The 17,895-nt window shown below is 71.2% G+C and carries 16 protein-coding genes; 6 read left to right on the top strand and 10 right to left on the bottom strand.

Annotation, left to right across the window (positions count from 1 at the left end; all coding sequences use genetic code 11):
- Positions 1-40: 40 nt before the first annotated feature.
- From OHA72_RS41405 to OHA72_RS41385, 5 genes are all read right to left on the bottom strand, one after another.
- On the bottom strand, positions 41-1,033 hold the full coding sequence (locus OHA72_RS41405) for an ABC transporter permease (protein ID WP_327001547.1): 993 nt from the start codon (positions 1,031-1,033) through the stop codon (positions 41-43).
- Positions 1,030-2,517: a sugar ABC transporter ATP-binding protein gene (locus tag OHA72_RS41400; RefSeq protein ID WP_327001546.1), complete on the bottom strand. Its 1,488-nt coding sequence runs from the start codon at positions 2,515-2,517 to the stop codon at positions 1,030-1,032. The genes OHA72_RS41405 and OHA72_RS41400 overlap by 4 nt, the downstream gene beginning before the upstream one ends.
- Positions 2,517-3,554: a sugar ABC transporter substrate-binding protein gene (locus OHA72_RS41395; protein ID WP_327001545.1), complete on the bottom strand. Its 1,038-nt coding sequence runs from the start codon at positions 3,552-3,554 to the stop codon at positions 2,517-2,519. The genes OHA72_RS41400 and OHA72_RS41395 overlap by 1 nt, the downstream gene beginning before the upstream one ends.
- A 44-nt stretch (positions 3,555-3,598) precedes the next feature.
- A complete protein-coding gene (locus OHA72_RS41390) occupies positions 3,599-4,018 on the bottom strand; it encodes an enolase C-terminal domain-like protein (RefSeq protein ID WP_327001544.1) in 420 nt (139 codons plus the stop codon).
- A gap of 427 nt (positions 4,019-4,445) precedes the next feature.
- On the bottom strand, positions 4,446-4,691 hold the full coding sequence (locus OHA72_RS41385) for a hypothetical protein (RefSeq protein WP_327001543.1): 246 nt from the start codon (positions 4,689-4,691) through the stop codon (positions 4,446-4,448).
- Between the two features lie 193 nt (positions 4,692-4,884).
- Here OHA72_RS41385 and OHA72_RS41380 point away from each other — a divergent pair, with 193 nt between their 5' ends.
- Positions 4,885-6,357, top strand: coding sequence for a penicillin-binding transpeptidase domain-containing protein (locus tag OHA72_RS41380; protein WP_327001542.1), 1,473 nt, complete (start codon positions 4,885-4,887; stop codon positions 6,355-6,357).
- A gap of 185 nt (positions 6,358-6,542) precedes the next feature.
- Here the strand turns inward: OHA72_RS41380 and OHA72_RS41375 are convergent, their stop codons facing one another.
- The 3 genes from OHA72_RS41375 to OHA72_RS41365 all read right to left on the bottom strand — a co-directional run bounded on the left by OHA72_RS41375 (position 6,543) and on the right by OHA72_RS41365 (position 10,681).
- Complete coding sequence (locus tag OHA72_RS41375; protein ID WP_327001541.1) at positions 6,543-9,695, bottom strand: glycosyl hydrolase family 95 catalytic domain-containing protein; 3,153 nt, start codon at positions 9,693-9,695, stop codon at positions 6,543-6,545.
- A 183-nt stretch (positions 9,696-9,878) separates the two neighbouring features.
- Positions 9,879-10,361 (bottom strand): SRPBCC family protein, encoded by a 483-nt coding sequence (locus OHA72_RS41370; RefSeq protein ID WP_327001540.1) that lies wholly within the window; start codon positions 10,359-10,361, stop codon positions 9,879-9,881.
- Positions 10,358-10,681: an ArsR/SmtB family transcription factor gene (locus OHA72_RS41365; RefSeq protein WP_327001539.1), complete on the bottom strand. Its 324-nt coding sequence runs from the start codon at positions 10,679-10,681 to the stop codon at positions 10,358-10,360. The genes OHA72_RS41370 and OHA72_RS41365 overlap by 4 nt, the downstream gene beginning before the upstream one ends.
- A gap of 204 nt (positions 10,682-10,885) precedes the next feature.
- On the opposite strand from OHA72_RS41365, the gene OHA72_RS41360 reads away from it, so the two are divergent.
- Positions 10,886-12,346: a glutamate synthase subunit beta gene (locus OHA72_RS41360; RefSeq protein WP_327001538.1), complete on the top strand. Its 1,461-nt coding sequence runs from the start codon at positions 10,886-10,888 to the stop codon at positions 12,344-12,346.
- Positions 12,347-12,363: 17 nt separating this feature from the next.
- Here OHA72_RS41360 and OHA72_RS41355 read toward each other — a convergent pair whose 3' ends face one another.
- Together OHA72_RS41355 and OHA72_RS41350 are read right to left on the bottom strand one after the other, a co-directional pair.
- Entirely contained in the window at positions 12,364-12,996 is a 633-nt protein-coding gene (locus tag OHA72_RS41355; RefSeq protein ID WP_327001537.1) for a response regulator, read from the bottom strand.
- Between the two features lie 236 nt (positions 12,997-13,232).
- Positions 13,233-14,357 (bottom strand): sensor histidine kinase, encoded by a 1,125-nt coding sequence (locus OHA72_RS41350; protein ID WP_327001536.1) that lies wholly within the window; start codon positions 14,355-14,357, stop codon positions 13,233-13,235.
- Positions 14,358-14,404: 47 nt separating this feature from the next.
- On the opposite strand from OHA72_RS41350, the gene OHA72_RS41345 reads away from it, so the two are divergent.
- Genes OHA72_RS41345 through OHA72_RS41330 form a run of 4 tightly spaced genes read left to right on the top strand, consistent with a single transcriptional unit; the run spans position 14,405 to position 17,894 of the window.
- Positions 14,405-15,016 (top strand): hypothetical protein, encoded by a 612-nt coding sequence (locus OHA72_RS41345; RefSeq protein ID WP_327001535.1) that lies wholly within the window; start codon positions 14,405-14,407, stop codon positions 15,014-15,016.
- A gap of 9 nt (positions 15,017-15,025) precedes the next feature.
- Complete coding sequence (locus tag OHA72_RS41340; protein ID WP_327001534.1) at positions 15,026-15,787, top strand: DeoR/GlpR family DNA-binding transcription regulator; 762 nt, start codon at positions 15,026-15,028, stop codon at positions 15,785-15,787.
- Positions 15,784-16,737 carry a 1-phosphofructokinase gene (gene pfkB / locus OHA72_RS41335; protein WP_327001533.1) on the top strand — a complete coding sequence of 318 codons (954 nt, stop codon included), beginning with the start codon at positions 15,784-15,786 and terminating at the stop codon, positions 16,735-16,737. Before OHA72_RS41340 ends, pfkB begins: the two co-directional genes overlap by 4 nt.
- Before the next feature lie 11 nt (positions 16,738-16,748).
- Positions 16,749-17,894 carry a mannitol-specific PTS transporter subunit IIC gene (locus tag OHA72_RS41330; RefSeq protein ID WP_327001532.1) on the top strand — a complete coding sequence of 382 codons (1,146 nt, stop codon included), beginning with the start codon at positions 16,749-16,751 and terminating at the stop codon, positions 17,892-17,894.
- The last annotated feature ends 1 nt before the right edge of the window (position 17,895 follow it).

The raw sequence follows: 17,895 nt of genomic DNA, 5'->3' as shown, positions 1-17,895 counted from the left end.
GTGGGCGGCGACCGCCAAGACACCGCCCACCATGCCGGTTCTAGGAGTCCTGCGCCTTGCCCGTGGTGACGCGGGCGAGGATCAGGGCCACGAGGATGATCAGGCCGTACACCGCCTGGATCCACTGCGCCGAGACGCCGGCGAGGGTCAGGATGTTGGTGATCAGGCCGAGGACCAGCACGCCGCAGAGCGCGCCGAAGAGGGTGCCCTTGCCGCCGTCCATGCTGACGCCGCCGATGACGGCGGCGGCGAACACGGTGAAGATCATGCCGTCGCCCTGACCGGCGGCGATGGAGCCGAGGCGGCCGGTCATCAGCAGGCCGGCGAAGGCGGCGAGGCCGCCGGCGACGATGAAGACGACCCACATGACGCGTTCGCTGCGGATGCCGGCGGCGCGGGCCGCGTCGATGTTGCCGCCGATGGCGTAGACCGCGCGGCCGTGGCGGAACCAGCCGAGCACCGCGATGCCGACGGCGAAGAGGAGGGCGCAGATCCAGACCGACAGGGGCAGCCCGAGCCACGTGGCGTTGCCGAGGTACAGCACCGACGGCGGCAGCTCGAACAGGCTCTGCCCGCCGGTGATGCCGATCTGCAGCCCCCGCAGCGTGATCAGCATGCCCAGCGTGACGATGAACGCCGACAGCCCGAAGCGCAGGATCAGCAGCGCGTTCAGCGCGCCGACGAGCAGGCCGACGAGCAGGATGAGGGGCACCGCCAGGGCGGACGGCCAGCCGGTGCCGAGTCCGTTGCTGGCGGCGGGGATGACCAGGGCGACACCCAGCGCCGGTGCCAGGCCGACGGTCGATTCGAGGGACAGGTCGAACCGGCCGCCGATCAGGATGACCGTCTCGGCGAGGACCAGCAGTGACAGCTCGGTCTGCTGCTGCAGCACGTTGGTGATGTTGGCGCTGGTCAGGAACACCGGGTCGACGAGGGCGCCGACGACGAGCAGGACGAGGATCGCCGGGACGAGGGTGAGGTCCCGCATCCTGGCCAGGCGGATCCCGGACAGCCGGGCCGGGAGCGCGGTCATCGCGTGACTCCCTCGACGGCGGCGACCACGTCGGTGTCGTTCCACCCCGCGGGCAGGGCCGCCACGACGCGGCCGTGGAACATGACGAGGACCCGGTCGCAGTGGCGCAGGTCGTCGAGCTCGTCGGAGATCATCAGTACTCCTGTGCCGGTGTCGGCGGCGGTACGCACCGCGCCGAGCAGTGATTCCTTGGAGCGCACGTCGACGCCCGCGGTCGGGTTGATCAGGACCAGGACCGACGGCGACGTGCTCAGGGCGCGGGCGAGCACGACCTTCTGCGCGTTGCCGCCGGACAGGCTGCTCACCGGCGCCGACGGCCCGGAGGTGTGGATGTCGTACCGCTCGATGAATGACCGCGCGGTCGCCGCCTGCCTCCCGGGGGCGACGTAACCGAGCCGGCCGAACGACGAGGCGATCGGCAGCGTGGCGTTCTCGGCCACCGACAGCAGCGGGATCAGCCCCTCCCGGTGCCGGTCCTGCGGCACCAGGCCGATCCCGGCGGCGAGCGCGGCCGGCACGCTGCCCGCTGGGACGGGTGTCCCGCCGGCGGTCACGGTCCCGGCGGTGGCGCGCCGCAGCCCGCCGACGGTTTCGGCGAGGGCGACCTTGCCGCTGCTGCCGGAGCCGGTGACCCCGACGATCTCACCGGCGCGCACGTCGACGTCGATCGAGGTGTACGACCCGCGCAACGTCAACCCCGCCAGCCGCAACGCGACCGGGGCGTCGGGCTGGACCGGCTGACGGGCCTCGACCGTGGTCAGCCCGACCGCCTCGCCCGTCATCGCGGCGACCAGCGCGTCGTGGTCGACGTCGGTGACGGGCGCCGTCAGCACGTGCCGCGCGTCCCGCAGCACGGTCACCGTGTCGCAGACCGCGTAGATCTCCTGCAGGTGGTGGGATATGTACAGCATCGTCACACCGGTCGCGGACAACGCCCGCAGCCGGCCGAAGAGCCGTTCGATGGCGGTCGCGTCGAGCCGGGCGGTCGGCTCGTCGAGGATGATGAAGCGGGCGCCCTGCGACAGGGCCCGCGCGATCTCGACCAGCTGCCGCTGCTCGACGCCGAGGTCACCGGCGCGGGCCGCGGGGTCGACCTCGACGGCGTACTCGTCCAGCAGCCGTGCCGCCCGGCGGCGCAGCGTACCCCAGCGGACCAGGTTGCCCTGGCGGTTGAGGAAGAGGTTCTCCGCCACCGACAGGTCCGGGATGATCGTGGAGCGCTGGAAGACGCAGGCGACGCGGCGGCGCCACGCGGCCCGGTCCGACACCGGCGGGGCCGGCTCGCCGTCGAAGCGGATCGAGCCGGCGTCGGCGCTCTGCAGCCCGGTGAGCAGCGACACGAGCGTCGACTTGCCGGCGCCGTTACGCCCCACCAGGGCGTGGGTGCTGCCGGGCGCGATCGTCACCGACACGTCCTGCAACGCCGTGGTGGCGCCGAAGCGCTTGCTCGTGTTGACGGCCTCCACCGCCGGTGCGTCGGTCATCACTTGCCGATCTGGTTGCCCCACAACGCCGAGTCATCGACGTTGTCCTTGGTCACGAGCGGCGCCGGCAGCTGGTCCTCCAGCAGGCCCGCGCGGACCTGGACGATGGTGCTGTCGTGGTCGGTCTTGCCGGGCTGGAACGTCTTGCCGTCCACGGCCGCCTTCGCGTAGAACAGCGCGTACTTGGCGTACAGGTCGGCGGGCTGCGACACGGTGGCGTCGATCTCGCCCTTGCGGATCGCCTCGAACTCCTGCGGGATGCCGTCGTTGGACACGATGAAGATGTGCTTCGGGTCGCTCGGCGGGACGAGCAGGTTCTTGGTGCGCAGCAGCTGCAGCGTCGGTGCGAGGAACACGCCGCCCGCCTGCATGTAGATGCCATTGATGTCGGGGTGCTGGGCGAGGCGGGTCTGCAGGGCGGCGGACGCCTTCGCCCCCTCCCAGTCGGTCGGCTCGGCGAAGACGGTGATGCCGGGGAACTTGCTCTGCATGCACTCGGCGAACGCCTCGGAGCGGTCCCGGCCGTTGACGCTGGACAGGGATCCCTGGAACTCGATGACCTTGCCCTTGCCGCCGAGCTTCGCGCCGAGGAACTCGCAGGCCTTCTGCCCGTACGCCCGGTTGTCGGCCCGCACGACCATGTACACGTTGCCCTTGTCGGGCCGGGTGTCGACGGTGACGACCGGGATCTTCTTCTGCTCCAGCTGGGTCAGCGTGGTCGCGATCGCGCCGGTGTCCTGCGGCGCCATGACGATGGCCTTCGCGCCCTGGCTGGTGAGCGCCTGGGTGTTCGCGACCAGCTTGGCGATGTCGTTCTGCGAGTTCGTGGGCGTCATCAGGTTGATGCCGCTCTCCTTGGCGAACTGCGGGACGTACTTGGCGTAGGAGTTCCAGAAGTCGGAGTCGGCGCGGGGCAGGTCGACGGCGATCGGCTTCTGGTCGCCGGACGCGGAGTTGCCGGGTGTGGCGGTGGAGTCGCAGGCGGTGAGGGAGACGACCAGGGCGGTGGCCAGCAAGGCCGGTCGTAGCAGCTTCATGGCGGGATCCTCAGGGGGTGTGGGCGTGTTTCCAGATGGGGCCGTCAGGGAACGCGTGGCGGGCGCGGCTGTCGGCCCGCATGCCTGATGCGAGCGGCGTCGAGCTGGACGAACGAGACCGCGTCGAGCTGCAGCAGCTGCTTGAACATGATCCGATTGTGGACGTGCTCGCCGGTGGCGACGGGGATCGGGGCGATCCGCCGGGCGATCTCGGCGTGCCCGACGACGTCGTCGGGGGAGGTGGGCTCCTCGACCCACCACGGGTCGAACGGCGCGAGGGCGCGCACCCAGTCGACGGCGGCGCCGACGTCCCAGCGCTGGTTGGTGTCGACCGCGATCGCGGCGGTTTGCACCTCGTCGCCGCGGCCGATCGTGAACGCGAACCCGTGCCCCTGTGCATCGGTGCCGTCGTCGTGACCGCCGGCGGCGTCGGTGGTGTCCAGCGACGCGAATCGGTCGGTCATTGTCCCTCCCTCGATCAAATACGGCCGCTCCCACGAAGACATCCGATGTCTAGCAGGCGCGAACCGGGATCGGCAAGGGGTAAAATCTTGGAGGCTGTGGCTTTTGTTCGATGGGACAGAAGTTCGGAACCCTTCTTGACGAAGTGATACCTCCGATGTTCACTCGGTGTCGAGGGTTGTCCATGGTTCGATGAGCGGACCCACCGCTCGAAGGCCTGCGGACGACACCCTGCAGAGCGACGCCGACGCCGAGCAGGGTAGATATCGGCTCTGGAGGGGCCCCTCCAGAGCCGATATTGTGCTGTGCTGCACCCCGCGACGCTGCGCGCCGCACTCAAGCCTGTTTCTCACGACGGTCAGCATGCCCGCCCGCCCTCGTGATCGCGGAACTTCGATCACGAAGTGCGGCGGTGGCGGAGCCGCCGGGTCAGGGGCGGCGCATGACGGCGTAGAAGTTTTCCTTGGCGAGGATGTTGACCAGCTCCCACGATCGGCCCTCGAGGGCCTCGACGGCGGCGAGCAGGCGGGGCATCGCCTGGCGGGATGCGGTGATGCCGGTGTCGGCGTGGACGAGCAGATAGCGGTGCGGATAGGTGTTGAGATCCACCGTGCCTTCGAGCACGTCCGTCGATGACACGAGCCGCTGCTCGAACGGGTCCACCCCACGTCGCATAGAGGTCACGGTACAGGCAGGAACATGCTGAAGGGTCAGCGGCCGGGCCGGGCAATCGATAGCATCCAACCCCTTACGGGGAGCAAGGCGCGGTGAACGGGGAACGGCAATGACGGGCGCATCGACGAGTGAGTCGACCATCGAGTCGGGGCATGGATCCGGGCCGGGTGTGAGCAGGCGTGCGGTGCTGGCGGTGGCTGTGGTCGTGGTGCTCGCCGCGGCGCTGGGCGTCGTCCTGTGGCGTTCACAGGACAGCGGGAAGCCCGCCACGCCGGCGGCGGCGTCACCCGAGCCGCGGCGGGCGTCGGAGCTGTACGCCGCCGACGGCACGACGCTGATCGCCCGATTCGACGCCGACGACCCCCGGGAGAGCTGCCTGCGGGTGCCGGTCAACGACTGGGGCTACTTCTGCGACCTCGTGGTCACGTGGTGGCAGGCGCAGGAGGCGTTCGGGGTCGACGTGCCGCAGCGGCTCGACCGGTTGCGGCACGGTGGGTATCGCATCGGCGGTTCGCTCGACCCGCGGCTGCAGGCGGTTGCGAAGCAGCGGGTGGACGCGACCCTGCCGGTCAGCGACCCGAAGGTGTTCTCGCTGGCCACGATCGAGCCGGGCACCGGCCTGGTCAAGGCGATGGCCGCGAACCGCAACTTCCGCCGCCCGCCGCCGCCGCCGAGCCCGGCGGGTCAGGATCAGCCGCCGTGGCGGTCAGGCGGACCCGATCTGGTGGACCCGCTCGTCTCCGGCGACGAGGACACGCCCGGTGACGAGGCCGGGGCGACGTTCATGATGTTCACGCTGGTCGCGGCGCTGGACAGCGGACTGAGGCTGGACCACGCGATCGACACGAAGCGGGTGTACGAGTCGAACTACAGGATCGACCCGCACAGCCCGGTGGCCTGCAACGGCGGGCACTGGTGCCCCGCCAACACCGGCGATCCGGCGTACCTGTCGGGGCGGCGCACCATGTGGGACGCGTTCGGGCACTCGGTGGTGACCTACTTCGTGGCGCTGCAGGAGCGGCTCGGCGTGGACAAGGCGATCGCCGTGGCCCAGCGGCTGGGCATCGTCCTGCGGGCCAAGGAGGACCAGATGCTCAGCAAGCCGGCGAGCGGCGCGTCGTGGGGCGCGTTCACGCTCGGTGTCTCGGCGACGACCGCGCTGGACCTGGCCAACGTGTACGCGACCCTCGCCGCGGACGGCACCCGCTGCGATCCGCTCCCGGTCGCCCGGGTCGCCGACGCCGCCGGCCGGGCGGTTCCCGGCGTCGGGCCGCGCTGCGAGCCGGTGCTGCGGCCCGAGGTGGCCCGCGCCGCGATCGACGCGGGCCGCTGCCCGCTCGGCGACCACTCCGCGTTCGGCGACCGCTGCGGCGCCGGCAAGGTCCTGACCACGACCGTGCGCGACGCGGTGGGGCGCCCGGTGTCCGGCCAGTACGGTCTGACCGGCAACCGCCGTGCGTTCTCCGTCGTGGTCGCCTCCCCGCAGCTGGCCACCGCCGGCATGATCGGGGCCCCGCCGGGAGTGAACGGCGGCCCGGTGCCGGTCGCCGACGGCGTGCCGGAGGGCGCCGTCGCGGCGGTCGCCACCGTCGTGCACGACGGCCTGGGCCCGCTGCCCGCCCGCGACTTCACCGCCCCGCCGCGGGAGCTCGCCCTCGCCCCGTGACGGCCGCGGGGCGAGGGCTCGCACGGCGCCGCGTCACGGGGTGACGAGGTCGAACTTCTCCCACTGGCCGACAGCGGTGCGGTTGGCGCCGAGCAGCCCACGCCGGGTGAGGCGGGTGCGATGCATGCGGGTGTGTCCTTCCGGTGGCGCCGGGTGGGGCTGGCGGGCCCCACCCGGCGGGTGACCTACGACGCCGCGAGGATGAACTTCTCCCACGGGCCGATCGCGTCGCGGTTGGCGATGAGCGCGGCGGCGCCGGCGCTCTCGGCGACCACGTACTTGCTGTTGACGGTGGCCTGCAGACTGACGGTGCCGTCGGAGTTGCGGATCAGCTTGAACGTCTCCCACGCGCCGGCCGCCGCGCGGTTGGCCACGAGCGGGTTGGCGCCGGCGTTCTCCGCGCACACGAACTGACCGTTGACCTTGGCCTTCAGGGCGACGTTGCCGTTGCCGAGGTCCACGACGTCGAACTGCTCCGACACGCTGACGGTCGTCGTGTTCGCGATCAGCGGCCCGGAGGCGGCGCTGACGTAGCGGCTGTTGACCTGTGCCATGAGCGTCGAGCCGCTGATCGGCGGGGTGCCGCCGGTGATGATCCGCAGCGCGTCGACCATGCCGACCGAGGTCGTCCTGTTCACGATGCGGATGGTGTGGCTGCCGTTGGTCAGGCCGGTCTTGCTGTACACCACCTGCTGTGCCTGGCGGGCGCCGGACGCGTTGAGGTTCACGTTGGCCTGCAGGACGTTGTCGATGTACACGTCGACGTTGCCCATGTCGCTGAACCGTTCCGACAGCAGCTCCACGCCGGTGCCGGTGAACGTGTAGCTGGCGGCGGCGTTGACGGTGGTGGAGTGGTGGGTGTCGTCGTTGTAGTCGCCGTAGCCGCGCCCGGTGGTGTGGAACCAGTTCGCGTCGTAGGTCAGCGAGGTGTCGTTGACCAGGCCGGGCGTGCCCGATCCGCCGGTGCCGAGCGTGGAGGCGGTGCCCGACAGCGCCTTCACGCCGTTGTTCTGCGTGCCGTTGAGCGAGGTCGAGGTGTACGACGTCAGCGGCTTCGCGGTCCGCTCCACGATGTAGACGGTGCCGGCCGCGGTGGCGAAGGTGACCTCGCCGGCGGTGGTGGTCGTGACGGTCACGTTGTCCGACGCCCGGCGGACCCGGATCTCGGCGGTGCCCCACGGGTTCACCACCCGGGCCTGCTTGCCGTAGAGGCTCTTCAGGCCCACGTACTTGGTCTCGTTGCCCTCCCGCTCCGAGCTGACCTGGAACCCGTCCTTGGCCAGCAGCGTGAACTTCCCGACGAAGTTGGTGTCGTTCGGCGCCGCGGGGAACACCCGGATCTTGTCGTTGTAGGACTGCAGCAGCGTCTCGTTCATCGCGGCGAGGTGCACGCCGAGGTACTCGAAGACGCCGTTGGTGTTGTTGGTCATGCCGTTGGGGTAGTTCTGGTAGCGCTGGAGCATGAGCTTCATGCCCTGCAGCGCCTGGTCGCCGAGGCCGAGGCGGGCGGCCTGGACGGCGTCGTTGGCCCAGACGTTGCTGTACGGGTTGGGCCGGGTGTTCCAGCTGTTGAGCGCGGTCTGGTAGTCGGGCGCGCCGATGCCGGTCAGGTCGTAGGGCCAGATCAGCTCCGAGGTGACGTTCTCACCGTTGCGCTGCTGCGCGGGCGCCGGCGGGTCGTGCGGCAGCCACGCGCCGTTGCTGGTCTTGTACGGCTCGATGCGGTCCAGCACGTTCTGCCACCCGGCGCGCAGGCCGGCGTCGAGGCCGAGCTGGTTGCTGACCTGGATCGTGAGCGGGAACAGCAGCCGCACCGCGGCGAGGTCCGTGATGGCGTTCTTGACGTCCCAGTACGTCTCGTGCGCGTTCGACGTGGCCATGTAGTAGCGGCCTGTGCCGGCGTCGTAGCTGAGCTTCGACTGGTAGAACTTGACCGCCTCGCGCATGTACGGGTACGCGGTGTTCTGCAGGTACGCGGTGTCGTTCGTGTACCGGTACTGCAGGTACATGTTGTACGCGGCCTCGGTGCCGGTGGAGTAGATGTCGTTGACGAAGTCGCTACCGACGGTGCCGCGCGCGTTGCCGTCCCAGCCCATCGTCTCCGGCACCCACAGCCCGTCGATGCCGTACCTGGTCTGCGTGTAGGCCTTCAACGCGGTGAGGTTGCGGCTGTACAGCTTGTTCTCGGTGGCGAACAGGTCGACGTGGTTGGAGGCCAGGAACGAGTTGTAGACGTCGCGCTGGTTCCAGAACCAGTAGCCGTTGCTCCACTTGGTGCGGTCCTCGGTCGCCCGGAACACGCCGTTGATGAAGTGCAGCGGGTAGTTGCCGTACCCGCCGGCGGCGATCATGTACGTCGACAGGTAGTACACGTTCTCCAGGTAGTCGCCGGTGTTGCCGTACTGCCCTTGAGGGGCGCCGCTGTACTGCACGAAGCTCTTCGCCCAGAACGCGTGCCACCAGTCGCGGTAGTTGTTGAGGTTGGTGAGGTACCCGGTGCTCTTCGCCGCCGCGAGCTGGTTGCGGGCCTGGGTCACCGAGTTGGCGCCGGGGGAGTTGACCCGGCTCGCCGCGGTGAACCAGATCGTGTAGCTGCCGGTCGGCGTGATGTTGAGCCGCACCCGGGTGCCGTTGACGACCTGCGTGGTGTACGCGGCGCCCTCCACCGTCGCGGCGAAGGTGTAGCCGAACCCGTTCGGGTCGCTCTGACCGCGGCTGAACCCGGCGGCGGTCGCGTCGGCGAACGTGCTCACCTGCTTCCAGGTGTCCAGGTTGGGCACGTCGGCGCTGTTGGTGACCGAGTTCGGGTCCCACATGCTCAGGTCGAGCGTGGTCGTGCCGAGGCCGGTGCGGTCGTCCTCGACGTGCACGCCCATCACCTCGGAGCCGGGCACGCCCATGACGGTGACGCTGCGGCCGGAGGTGTACCGGGTGGTCAGGGTCCCGTTGTACAGCGACAGCCGCTGCTGGTAGCCGTCGGCGCCGGTGTCCAGGCCGGGGCTGGTGTTGAGGTTCACCAGGCCCGCCGCGAACGCCGACTGCTGCGACAGGTCGACGCCGGAGACCTGCATGGTGAGCCCGTTGGCGTTCCACACCATCGCGCCGGTCCTGCCGTTGCCGACGGTCAGCCCGTGCAGCGGGTTGGTCTGAGGGCTGTTGTACACGATGTCGTGCTTGCCCATGTACCCGGCGTAGTTGACGTCGAGCGCGCCGGTGCCGGGGTTGAACGCCTCGTCGGTCGTCGACGCGGTGGCGTTCGGGCCGTGGATCAGTGTGACGAACGTGCCCAACAGGACGGTGGCGGCCGCCAGGAGGGCGAGTCGGCGGGGCTTGCCCACAGAAACTCTCCTTCGAATCTGGGAGCGGGTGCCTCGCGCCGTCGAGTCCCTCTCGTGTGACATGCAGTCAACATTGGACGTCTGGCTTCGTCAATGCCTGCATCGTCCGAGACGACCCGTGATGACACGGCCGCCGCTGGCGGATACATGGGATGTATCGCGCCACCGGCGGCCAGGTCTGCCTCAGCCGGCCATCGCGACGCCGGTCTCCAGCAGCGACTTGAGATCGCTGAGGATCCACGGCCAGCCGCCGCCGGCGCCCATGTCCTCCAGGTCACCGGCGAGCATCTCGGCCAGGCCGGCCTCGTCGCCGATCTCGTGGGTCACGGTCAGCGACGTGACGCCGTCCTTGCCCTCCTTCAGCTGGTACGTGAGCCGGGTGAACCCCTCCGGCACGTTGTTCGGGTCCATCAGCATCCGCCAGGTCTGCACCAGGCGGAACGGCGCGTCGACCTCGACGATCTCGCCGTCGACCCCGAGCTCCGGGGCGCCGGCGGCGATCATGCCCTCGTTCGACATGCCGCGGAACTCGCCACCGGGGCGCAGGTCCATGTGGTTGGCGCCGCGGTACCCGTAGCGCGACGTCCACTCGGGAGTGGTGATCGCGTCCCAGATCTTCTGCGGGGTGGCCTTGATGTAGACCTTGTACACCTGCGTGCTGCTCATGGTTCGTTCTCCTCGAGTTCGGCTTTCAGCTCCAGCAGTGCCGTGACGTGGTGTTCGGTGTACTTGTCGATCCACCGGTCGTGGACCTGGCGGATCGGGATCGGGTTGAGGAAGTGCAACTTCTCCCGCCCGGCCCGCCGGGTCACGACGAGGTCGGCCTCTTCGAGCACCTTGAGGTGCTTCATGACGCCGAAGCGGGACATCTCCAGCTCCGACTCGAGCTCCGTGAGCGTGCGGCCGTCACGCGCGAAGAGCAGGTCGAGCAGGAACCGGCGGGTGGGATCGGCGAGGGCCTTGAACACGCGGTCGTCGTCATCCACTACCCAAAGTTATGTGACCAATAGGTCACATGTCAAGACCGCGCCGGCCGGGTGTGGCGCATTGGGCAGGACGGGCCCCTTGTGGGAAACATGGGCGTAACGGCTATGGTGCGTTCCGCGGCTTTGCACGGCCGCACCGACAGGCCGGGCCAACGCTGTCCCACCGTGTTCCGATGCACCGCCAGGCAACGGTGGAGGTCAGCTGTGCCAGACCCGACTGGCTTCATGAAGTACGGTCGTCAACTCCCGCTGCTGCGGCCGGTCCCCGAGCGGGTCGCCGACTGGCACGACGTCTACCAGCGCGCCGACGGCCAGCTGATCCACGAGCAGGCCAGCCGGTGCATGAACTGCGGCGTGCCGTACTGCCACAACGGCTGCCCGCTGGGCAACCTGATCCCGGACTGGAACGACCTGGTGCGCACCGGCGACTGGGACCGCGCCGCCGACACGCTGCACGCGACCAACAACTTCCCCGAGTTCACCGGCCGGCTCTGCCCGGCGCCGTGCGAGGCCGCCTGCGTCCTCGGCATCGGGGACGACCCGGTCACGATCAAGCAGGTCGAGGTCGAGATCATCAACCGCGCCACCGACGACGGGCCGCTGCGGCCCTTCCCGTCGGTGGCGCCGTCGGGCCGCACGGTGGCCGTGGTCGGCTCCGGACCGGCGGGCCTCGCCGCGGCGCAGCAGCTGGCCCGCGCCGGGCACGCGACCACGGTGTACGAGCGCAGCGACGCACCCGGCGGTCTGCTGCGCTACGGCATCCCGGACTTCAAGTTCGAGAAGCATCACATCGACGCGCGGCTGGCCCAGATGGTGGCGGAGGGCGTGACGTTCGTCACCAACTGCGCTGTGGGCGTGGACGTCTCCCTCGCCGAGCTGCGCCAGCGGCACGACGCCGTCGTGCTGGCCTGCGGCGCGCTCGACGCCCGCGACGTGCCCGAGACCCCGGGACGCGACCTCGCCGGCATCCATCAGGCGATGGTGTACCTGGAGGGCTCCAACAAGGTCGTCGCCGGCAAGCTGGACGCCCCGCCGATCTCCGCGGCGGGCAAGCACGTCATCGTCGTCGGCGGCGGTGACACGGCCGCGGACTGCCTCGGCACCGCGCACCGCCAGGGCGCGGTGAGCGTGCAGCTCGTCGAGGTCGTGCCGCTGCCGCCGCCGCAGCGCGACGCCAGCCGCAACCCGTGGCCGACCTGGCCGATCATGCTGCGCACCGCCTCCGCCCACGAGGAGGGTGGCCAGCGCAACTACGGCTGCACGATCCGCCGCTTCATCGGCGACGACGACGGGCAGCTGCGGGCGGTCGAGCTCGTCGACGTCGTCCTCGGCCCGGGTTTCACGCTGACCGAGGTCGAGGGCACCGTCCGGGAGATCCCGGCCGACCTGGCGTTCCTGGCGATCGGCTTCGCCGGCACGCAGCCCGGCCCGCACCTGGAGCAGGCCGAGCTGACCCGCAACCGCCGCGGCACGATCGACACCGACAAGGACTGGCAGACCTCCGCCCCGGGCGTGTTCGTGGCCGGTGACGCCCGTCGCGGCCCGTCGCTGATCGTCTGGGCGATCGCGGAAGGCCGCTCCGCGGCCGCGGCGGTCCACCAGTACCTGGGCGGCGGCGGCCGGCTGCCGGCCCCGATCACCCCGGCCTCGGTGCCACTGAGCTGACGAAGTCGCCCGGGGCCTCAGTCGATGCTGAGGCCCCGGGCGGCGATCGCGGCCTGGACCCGGCTGCGCAGGCCGAGTTTCGCCAGGACCCGGCTCACGTGCGTCTTCGTCGTCGCCTCGGCGATGCCGAGCCGGGTGGCGATCTCGGCGTTGGACAGCCCGTCGGCGAGGCAGCGCAGCACGTCGCGCTCACGCTCCGTGAGCCCGTCGAGGTCGACCGGCGGCGCGGGCGGGCCCGCGAACGTGGCGATGACCCGCCGGGTCACCGCGGGCGCCATCACCCCGTCGCCGCGGGCGACCGCACGCACGGCGGCGAGCAGGTCGGCGGCCTCGGCGTCCTTGAGCAGGAAGCCGGCGGCGCCGGCCCGCAGCGCGCCGAACACGTACTCGTCCAGGTCGAACGTGGTCAGGATCAGCACGCCCGGCACGCCCGCGGCCACGAGCTCGCGGGTGGCGGCGATGCCGTCGAGGCGCGGCATCCGCACGTCGAGGACCACGACGTCGGGGCGCAGCTCACGGGCCAGGTCGATCGCCTGCTGCCCGTCGGCGGCCTCGCCGACCACCTCGAGGTCGGGCGCGGAGCCCAGGATGAGCACCAGGCCGGCCCGCACCGCGCCCTGGTCGTCCGCGACCAGCACCCGCACGGTCATGCGTCCTCACTTCGTTCCGGGCGCGTGACCCGGGGCTGTTCTGCTGTTGACCGGCCCGAGCCGCTGCGCTGGCCGGTCATGCGTCCTCACTTCGTTCCGGGCGCGTGACCCGGGGCTGTTCTGCTGTTGACCGGCCCGAGCCGCTGCGCTGGCCGGTCATGCGTCCTCACTTCGTTCCGGGCGCGTGACCCAGGACTGCTCTGCTGATGACCGGCCCGAGCCGCTGCGCTGGCCGGTCATGCCGTGACCTCGCGGGGGAGCCGCGCCGCGACCAGCCAGCCGCCGTCGCGCGGGCCGGCGTCCAACGAGCCGCCGAGCAGCTCGGCCCGCTCCCGCATGCCGATCACGCCCGCGCCGGCGCCGTCGGCCCGGGTCGCCTTGTCGATCAGCGATGAGGCCACCGAGATGTCCACCGTGGACGGCTGGTAGGCGACCTCGACCGTGACCCGGCCGCCGTCGCCGTGCTTGAGGGCGTTGGTGAGCGACTCCTGCACGATGCGGTAGGCGGCCAGGTCCACCGAGGTCGGCAGGTCGGCGGGCGTACCCCGTACCGACACCGCCACCGCCAGACCCGAACGCCTGGCCCGGCCGGCGAGATCCTCGAGGTCGGCCAGCCCGGCCGTGACGTCCTCGGCGGCCGACCCGCCCGCGGGGTCACGTAGGAACCCGACCAGCTGGCGCATCTCGGTGAGGCCCCGGACGCTGTTCTCGCGGATGACCCGCAGCGCGTCGCGGGTGCCGCCGGGCCCGAGGTCGGTGCTCAGCGCCGCGGTCGCGTGGATCGCCACGGCGCTGAGGTGGTTGGCGATGACGTCGTGCAGCTCCCGGGCCATCCGGGCCCGCTCGGAGGCGACGGCGTTGGCCCGGTCCAGCTCGGCGAGACGGACCAGCTGCCGCGCGATCTGCGCCTGCTCCCGGTGGTGCCGCACGTGCGTGCCGGTCAGCACCGGCACGACGGTGACCAGCGCGAGCAGGATCGCCAGGCCGAGGGCCTGCACGTCACGGAACACCACCAGGGCCACGACCGCGGTCACCACCGAGCCGACGACGGAGCAGGCCAGCAGCGCCCGGGCCAGGGACTGGCGGCCGTGCACGCACGCGTCGTACAGGACCTGCGTGTAGACCAGCGGCGTGGCCAGCGACGGCCCGACCACCACGTCGGCGGTGACCGCGGCGGTGCCGATCAGCACCGACGCCAGGGGTGCGGTGCGCCGCAGCAGCAGCGCCGCGCAGCACACGACGAGGGGCGGCAGCAGCCAGCCGACCCCGGCCCTGGCGTGGTACTGCCCGGTGACGAGCATGAGCAGGCCCACGCCGAGCCCGGTGCCGGCCAGCACGACGTCGACGGTGCGTCCCTTCATGCCCCGATTCCACCACCCGGGCGGCAACTCCCGATATGCGACGAAGGATGTACACCCGAGCCGTCGCCGCGGCCGACGCGTCGGGGCGTGCCGCACGCGACGCTCAGGACATGGTCATCGGATTCATCATCGGTTGTGAGATTGCCTTCTGGGCCGTCCTGGCGGTCGGCCTGCTCCTGCGGTACCCGCTGCGCCGCCCTCGGGCCGGTGCGGCCGTGCTGGCCGCCGTGCCCCTCGTCGACCTGGTGCTGCTCGTCGCGTGCGCGGCGGACCTGCACGGAGGCGCCACGGCCGGGCCGCGGCACGCGCTCGCCGCGCTGTACCTCGGTTTCTCCCTCGCATTCGGGCCGTCCATGGTGCGCTGGGCCGATGTGCGGTTCGCGCACCGCTTCGCGGGCGGCCCCGCGCCGCAGAAGCCCGTCGACAAGCGCGCGCACGAGTGGCGCCTCTTCGGTCTCGCGGCGATCGCGTGGGCCATCACCTGCGCACTGCTCGGCGTCGGCATCTGGTGGATCGGCGACCCCGCGCGCACCGTCGCGCTCAAGGCCGGCGCCGGTCAGGTGTCCCTCGTGCTCGCCATCTGGTTCGTTGTGGGCCCACTCTTGACTTCCAACACAAGCGGGCGTAAACAAAGCACAAGCAAAACGAAACGGCGGTGAAACAACACGATGTACGCCGAAGAACGGCAGCAGGAGATCCTCCGGATCGCCCGCGAGCAGGGCCGGGTCGAGGTCGCCGGGCTGGCCGACGAGCTCAACGTCACGTCGGAGACCATCCGCCGGGACCTCACCATGCTGGAGCGGGCTGGCGTCCTGCGCCGGGTGCACGGCGGGGCGATCCCGGTCGAACGGATCGGTTTCGAGCCCGCCCTGGCGGCCCGCGACGCGGTCCTCATCGAGGAGAAGGAGCGCATCGCCAAGGTCGCGCTCGCCGAGGTGCCCGAGGAGGGCGCCATCATCCTCGACGCCGGCACCACCACCGCCCGGCTGGCGCAGCTCCTGCCCGCCGACCGGGAGCTGACCGTCGTGGTCAACTCCCCGGTCATCGCCACCACCCTCGGGGTCCGCCCCAACCTCAACGTGCTGCTGCTCGGCGGCCGGGTCCGCGGCAAGACCCTCGCCACCGTCGACGACTGGTCGCTGCGGCCCCTCGCGGACCTGTACGTCGACGTGGCGTTCCTCGGCACCAACGGCATCTCCGTCGAGCGCGGCCTGACCACCCCCGACCCGGCCGAGGCCGCGGTCAAGCGGGCGATGATCCGCGCCGCCCGGCGCGCGGTCCTGCTCGCCGACCACACCAAGCTCGGCAACGACTACCTGGCCCGCTTCGGCGAGCTCGCCGACCTGGACCTGCTCATCACCGACACCGTCGCCGACAGCGACCTGGTCGGCGACCTCGAGGCCGCCGGCGTGCGGGTGACCCGCGCATGATCGTCACCGTCACGCTGAATCCGAGCCTCGACCGCGCCGTCGAGGTGGAGGCGCTGACCCGCGGCGAGGTCATCCGCGCCACCGCCGCCCACCTCGACCCCGGCGGCAAGGGCGTCAACGTGTCCCGGGCGCTGCTGGCCAACGGGGTGCCGTCCGTGGCGGTCCTGCCCTGCGGCGGCGACGAGGGCGGCCAGCTCGTCCGGCTGCTCAAGGGCGAAGGGGTCGAGGTCCTCGCGGTCCCGATCACCGGCCGGACCCGTTCCAACATCACCCTGGCCGAGCCCGACGGCACGGTCACCAAGGTCAACGAGCCCGGCCCGGCGATGTTCCGCGCCGAGTTCGACGAGATCACCGACCGCGTCCTGACCCGCGCCGGCAGCGCCGACTGGGTCGTGCTGTGCGGCAGCGTCCCACCGGGGCTGCCGGACGACTCCTATGCGCTGCTCTGCCGCCGGCTGCGGGCCGCCGGCATCCGGGTCGCCGTCGACACCAGCGGCCCCGCCCTGCGCGAGGCCGCGCTGGCCGGGGCGACCCTGCTCAAGCCCAACCGTGACGAGCTCGCCGAGGTCGTCGGCGCGCCGCTGCCCGACCTCGCCGCCGTCGTCGAGGCCTGCCAGCAGCTGCGCGCCTGGGGCGCCGGCGCGGTCGTCGCCAGCCTCGGCGCCGACGGCGCGGTCCTCGTCGACACCGACGGCGTCATCGCCGGCACCTGCCCCGTGGTGCGCCCGCGCAGCACCGTCGGCGCCGGCGACGCGCTGCTCGCCGGATTCCTCGCCGCCGGCGCCCGCGGCGCCGCCGCCCTCGCCGAAGGCCTCGCCTGGGGCGCCGCCGCGGTCAGCCTGCCCGGCAGCCGCATGCCCGGCCCCGCCGACCTGATCCGCCACAACGTCACCATCCACCCCCAACCGGACCAGCTCCGCCCCCTGCTGCGCTCCGGCCCGCCCTCCTGAAGGAGAACCCCGTGTCGACCTACACCCCGCAGGTCCAAGGCGGCGGCTTCAAGGCCTCCGTGCAACGCGTGGGCGGCTACCTGGCCGCCATGGTCATGCCCAACATCGGCGCCTTCATCGCCTGGGGGCTGATCACCGCACTGTTCATCCCGACCGGCTGGCTGCCCAACGCGAAGCTCGCCGGGCTCGTCGGCCCGATGATCACCGTGCTGCTCCCGGTCCTGATCGGCTACACCGGCGGCCGGCTGGTGCACGGCCAGCGCGGCGCGGTCGTCGGCGCGGTCGCCACCATGGGCCTGGTCATCGGCGCCGACGTGCCGATGTTCCTCGGCGCCATGATCATCGGCCCGCTGACCGCGTACATCCTCAAGCTCTTCGACGGGCTCGTGGAGAACCGGATCCGTCCCGGCTTCGAGATGCTGGTCGACAACTTCAGCGCCGGCATCATCGGCGGCGCCATGGCCATCGGCGGCGTCTACGGCATCGGCCCCGTCGTCGAGTGGCTCACCAAGCGCGCCGGCTCGGGCGTCGACTGGCTCGTCGACAAGGACCTGCTGCCGCTCACCTCGGTCCTGGTCGAGCCGGCGAAGGTGCTGTTCCTCAACAACGCCATCAACCACGGCGTGCTCGGCCCGCTCGGCGTCGCCGAGGCCGCCGACAAGGGCAAGTCCATCCTGTTCATGATCGAGTCGAACCCCGGCCCGGGCCTCGGCCTGCTGCTCGCGTTCATGCTCTTCGGCCCCCGCGCGCTGCGCCCCAGCGTCCCGGCCGCGATCATCGTGCAGTTCCTCGGCGGCATCCACGAGATCTACTTCCCGTACGTGCTGATGAAGCCCAAGCTGATCCTCGCCATGATCGCCGGTGGCGCGGCAGGCGTCGGCACCTTCATGATCACCGGTGCCGGACTGGTCGCCACCCCGGCGCCCGGCAGCATCTTCGCCTACATGGCGGTGACCCCGAAGGGCGGCTACTTCGTCGTCCTGCTCGGCATCGCGATCTCCGCCGCCGTCACCTTCGCGGTCGCCTCGCTGCTGCTGGGCTTCGGGCGCGGTGAGCCGCCGGCAGACCCGGACGACGCCGACGGCGCCGCCTCGTTCGAAGACGGTGCCGTTGACGGGAGCACCGCACCCACCCGCCCGGCCCGCCAGGAGGTTTAGC

The organism is Dactylosporangium sp. NBC_01737 (assembly GCF_035963215.1).
In the GTDB taxonomy this organism is placed as follows: Bacteria; Actinomycetota; Actinomycetes; order Mycobacteriales; family Micromonosporaceae; genus Dactylosporangium.
The sequence above is the reverse complement of the archived record's forward strand: the minus strand, read 5'-3'. Positions and strand labels throughout refer to the sequence as shown.

Excerpts from the sequence above, each read along its gene's own strand:
- OHA72_RS41405 (WP_327001547.1), bottom strand. The coding sequence starts at position 1,033 with ATGACCGCGCTCCCGGCCCGGCTGTCCGGGATCCGCCTGGCCAGGATG.
- OHA72_RS41345 (WP_327001535.1), top strand. The coding sequence starts at position 14,405 with ATGTACACCCGAGCCGTCGCCGCGGCCGACGCGTCGGGGCGTGCCGCA.
- OHA72_RS41395 (WP_327001545.1), bottom strand. The coding sequence starts at position 3,554 with ATGAAGCTGCTACGACCGGCCTTGCTGGCCACCGCCCTGGTCGTCTCC.
- OHA72_RS41340 (WP_327001534.1), top strand. The coding sequence starts at position 15,026 with ATGTACGCCGAAGAACGGCAGCAGGAGATCCTCCGGATCGCCCGCGAG.
- OHA72_RS41385 (WP_327001543.1), bottom strand. The coding sequence starts at position 4,691 with ATGCGACGTGGGGTGGACCCGTTCGAGCAGCGGCTCGTGTCATCGACG.
- OHA72_RS41400 (WP_327001546.1), bottom strand. The coding sequence starts at position 2,517 with ATGACCGACGCACCGGCGGTGGAGGCCGTCAACACGAGCAAGCGCTTC.
- pfkB (WP_327001533.1), top strand. The coding sequence starts at position 15,784 with ATGATCGTCACCGTCACGCTGAATCCGAGCCTCGACCGCGCCGTCGAG.
- OHA72_RS41355 (WP_327001537.1), bottom strand. The coding sequence starts at position 12,996 with ATGACCGTGCGGGTGCTGGTCGCGGACGACCAGGGCGCGGTGCGGGCC.
- OHA72_RS41390 (WP_327001544.1), bottom strand. The coding sequence starts at position 4,018 with ATGACCGACCGATTCGCGTCGCTGGACACCACCGACGCCGCCGGCGGT.
- OHA72_RS41350 (WP_327001536.1), bottom strand. The coding sequence starts at position 14,357 with ATGAAGGGACGCACCGTCGACGTCGTGCTGGCCGGCACCGGGCTCGGC.
- OHA72_RS41370 (WP_327001540.1), bottom strand. The coding sequence starts at position 10,361 with ATGAGCAGCACGCAGGTGTACAAGGTCTACATCAAGGCCACCCCGCAG.